Source organism: uncultured Gemella sp. (assembly GCF_963525165.1).
Taxonomy (GTDB): domain Bacteria; phylum Bacillota; class Bacilli; order Staphylococcales; family Gemellaceae; genus Gemella.
The window spans coordinates 1-3,736 of sequence record NZ_CAURJN010000065.1 but is presented as its reverse complement, the minus strand read 5'-3'; the positions used below and the strand labels follow the sequence as shown (position 1 = coordinate 3,736).

General features: G+C 30.1%; 4 protein-coding genes. 1 reads left to right on the top strand and 3 read right to left on the bottom strand.

The genetic code is table 11. The annotated features are described in order from the left end of the window. Positions 1 to 56: 56 nt before the first annotated feature. From RWQ74_RS08655 to RWQ74_RS08645, 3 genes are all read right to left on the bottom strand, one after another. A complete protein-coding gene (locus tag RWQ74_RS08655) occupies positions 57 to 755 on the bottom strand; it encodes an N-acetylmannosamine-6-phosphate 2-epimerase (RefSeq protein ID WP_314397903.1) in 699 nt (232 codons plus the stop codon). 19 nt (positions 756 to 774) lie between these two features. Continuing rightward, entirely contained in the window at positions 775 to 1,479 is a 705-nt protein-coding gene (locus RWQ74_RS08650) for a GntR family transcriptional regulator (protein WP_314397902.1), read from the bottom strand. Positions 1,480 to 2,219: 740 nt separating this feature from the next. Then, positions 2,220 to 2,573, bottom strand: a complete 354-nt coding sequence (locus RWQ74_RS08645; protein ID WP_314397901.1) for a hypothetical protein — start codon at positions 2,571 to 2,573, stop codon at positions 2,220 to 2,222. Positions 2,574 to 3,098: 525 nt separating this feature from the next. Between RWQ74_RS08645 and RWQ74_RS08640 the strand changes: the two genes are divergently transcribed. Continuing rightward, positions 3,099 to 3,736, top strand: a 638-nt coding sequence (locus RWQ74_RS08640; RefSeq protein WP_314397900.1) for a YSIRK-type signal peptide-containing protein, incomplete at its 3' end; no start/stop codon positions are given.

Below are 3,736 nucleotides of genomic sequence, written 5' to 3'. Positions count from 1 at the left end.
TGTATATAATTTAATCGGACTGATTTTTTCCATCAGTCCGATTTTTTGATGAGCCCTTATTTCACTGCATTAATAAATCTAGCTGCGATTTCTTTTGGACGAGTGATAGCTCCGCCAACTACTACGCTGAATGCCCCTGCGTCATAAGCTGCTTTTGCTTGATCAGGGTAGTGGATACGACCTTCTGCGATTATTGGTACAGAAATAGTTTCAGATAGCTTTTTGATAAGACCTAGATCTACTTCGTTCGGTCTATCTTTTGTATTTTCTGTATAACCACTCAATGTAGTTCCGACAAAATCAAGACCGATGTTAGCCGCATTTACACCTTCTTCGAATGTAGCAATATCTGCCATTAAAAGAATGTCAGGGTACTTAGCTTTGATTTCTGCGATAAAATCATTGATTGTTGTACCATCAAAACGCGGGCGTAAAGTACAGTCTAAGGCGATTATTTCACAACCTGTTTCTACAAGAGCATCTACTTCTTTCATAGTTGCTGTGATGAATTGTGACATACCTTCATAACTTTGTTTAATAATTCCGATAACAGGTAGGTCAACTGTTTCTTTGATTTGAACTATATCAGTAACTCCTTGTGCACGAATACCAACAGCTCCAGCTTCTTTAGCAGCAAGAGCCATAAGGTTCATAACACCACCTTCTTCAACGTAAAGTGGTTCACCTGGCAACGCTTGGCAAGAAACGATAATTCCGCCTTTAATTTGGTTTAAGATTTTTTCTTTTTTATTCATAGTTAACTCCAATCAGAGCTTAATCTTTAATAGTTAAGCTGTAGTATTTGTAATTTATATAGATTTTTACATATTCAAAAATTTTACCGTCTGCAAAGTAGGTGTACCTATCAAATTCAAAACAAGGTTCACCATCTTTTGCGATAAAGTTGGCAATTTCTTCAGGAGTATCAACTATAACTTGCATATATTTTTTAGATTTTTCTTGGTGAATATCTATACGATATTTTTTTCTAATCATAGTAGCAAGTTCCTTGAAACTGTCGATATCATCTATATTAACATCTGGTAAATATTTAATCGGGATGTAGTTAGTTTGGTGAGCCCAAGCAACGTTACCGATATATTTTATACGAGCTACTTTTAGAAGTTTTTGATTTTTTAATTTTAATTTGGTACAAAGTTCTTTGTCTTGGATAATCTCAGCTTCGATAACTTCAGAGTGTTCAGATACTGATTCTTTGAAATGTTTATGGAAATTGTTGTTTTCTGTAACTAAAACTTTTTTATTAACTAAAGTTTTGTTTACGAAACTTCCTTTTCCTTGAATTCTAAAAATATATCCTGCTGACTCTAATTCGTTTAGCACGCGTACGGCAGTAGTACTACTAACATTATATATTTCTTTTATCTCTTTTTCTGTATAGAGCTGTTCACCTTCTTTAAAAATACCGGTTTGTATCTTTAAGATGATGTCATTTATAATCTTTTCGTATTTTTTCAAGTTGATCCCTCCTTGATTAATTAATATAAAAATAAACTTATTAAAATTTAATGTGTTAACTTAAATTTATATTATCACTTATCCTGAACTTTGTAAAGAAAAAATTAATAAATATTAGAAAAAAATTAAACGGTTGCATTAATAAGAGAGTGAGAATAAAAGAAGTATTGAAAAATATTGATAAAAAAACAAATCGGGGCTGACTCAAAAGTCCTAAATTTTAAAAAAAGTGTATATGATAACTCATAGACGCAGTGGTTTATTGATATCTAAATTCGCTTTATAAAAGCTTTTTAGATATCTAATAAACTGTGCGGGGGTGACTCGACAAAATTGATTTCTTCGAAATCATGATTTTTGAGTCACTCCCAAGATTTTAGTAACCTAATTATTAGGATATTATCAAATAAAATCTTTAATTTATCCCTATCATAGTATACAGTGTTGTCCATGTAGAGGTTGTATATATTATCATCTGTTACAACATTAATTATCGCTTCGTGATTCTTAGTTAATGCCAAGACCTCTCTCTAGGTACGTTCAGTTCCTTCTCTAAACAAGATGAAAGTAATTAAGGTTATCTAAAATATTAACTAGTTCACTAGAAATTTATTCTTTGTTATGAGTATTTTAGTGATAATTTGAAATTAGGTGATTAATATAGTTCTCAGCTATAGGAAAAGATTTAATAGGAATAACAGGTTTAGAAGTAGACGTAGTAGAGGGATTTAATTTTTGGATTAATCGATATACTCTTCCAAAGCTAATTTTAATGCAATAATCATGTTCAAAATATATGTATCAAGTCGCTTATAAAAATCTCCATGAATTTTCAAGATAACTCTAGAAATCATTTGATTTTCTTCGATTCTAGGAAGTATATTATTTGATATATATTTATAGTATGTGCTTCTATTAATGTTGAATACTTTACATAACAGTTTAATATTGTGTTGAGTTCTAAGGATAAAAATAGCATTTAATTTTTGTTTGAGTGGGGAGTGAAGGTGGTAATTGCCTTTTTTAAAATTTGATTTTCTTCTTCTATTATTAAGCATTTCGTTTTTGAAGTTCTTTTGTTTAGTGGTAAACATATCTCTACTTTCAGTTTTAATCTCAGAATACTGTTTCCTCTATTTATTAATGGCACTTAAAGAAATATCATAACATTTACTTAGTTGTTGAGTCTTACTATTTTGATATAGACTAATAACTGATCTTTTAAAACCTTTATCATGAAAATTTTTTTCTATTTTAAAACGGTGCATTTCTATACCTGATTTGCTATATCTTGTGGGTGTTAGGTATTTACTTTCTTTGTATTTTCTTGTGAAATTAGTTTTAGACATAGTAAAAATATGCTTGATATTTTGTTGTTGATTTATTGTATCATAATTTACTGTGTTTTTTATTACCTGATTTGATTATAAAATATCTTATTATTTTTTTTTTTTTTAATTTACATAATTTAAAGTATATTTTAAGTCTAAAAAGTATAATTAGATTGTTAAAATACGATAATTCTGTATAAATATCATAATTTTATACAGAATTATTATAACGCCTATTAAATCTTGGATTATTTTTATTTTAAGAAATATAAGGAAGGAGAAATCTAAATGATAGGAAAAAATAATAAATATTTAAAGGACACGAGAAGTGGAGTAAAGGTTGAAAGTTACTCTATTAAAAAGTTTAAAGTAGGGGCGGCTTCAGTTGTTATTGGTGCTAGTATTTTCTTTGGTGCTGGCGCAGTAGCTCAAGCTAGTGAAGAAGTATCAAACAACACAACAACGAACAATACAACAAACGCGGGAGCTAAAGAAAATGTTCCTACTGCACCAGTAGCGACGACACAACCAGTAGCTAAAGAAACTACTAAAGAAGACGTGGCAGTAGCAGTAGAGGCAAAATTAGGTGGAGAAACTGCAAAAGAAGTTAAAGCTTTAGACAAAACTAAACTTGAAAACTATATTGCAGAAATCGAAGCAAAATTAGCTAACGGAACATATGAAAGCAAAACAGAAGAGAGTGTTGCAGTATTAAAAGAAGCGCTAAAAGTAGCGAAAGATACATTAGAGAACGCAACAACTCAAGAAGAAATTAAAAAAGCTTACAATAAACTTGTAACTATAGCGAACACTAAATTAAAAAACAAACCTGTAGAGAAAAAAGAAACTCCAGCAGTAGACACTACTAACGGACAACCAACTGTAGGTAAAAAAGCAGAAAACACTGAGAAAAAATCAGAATCTAA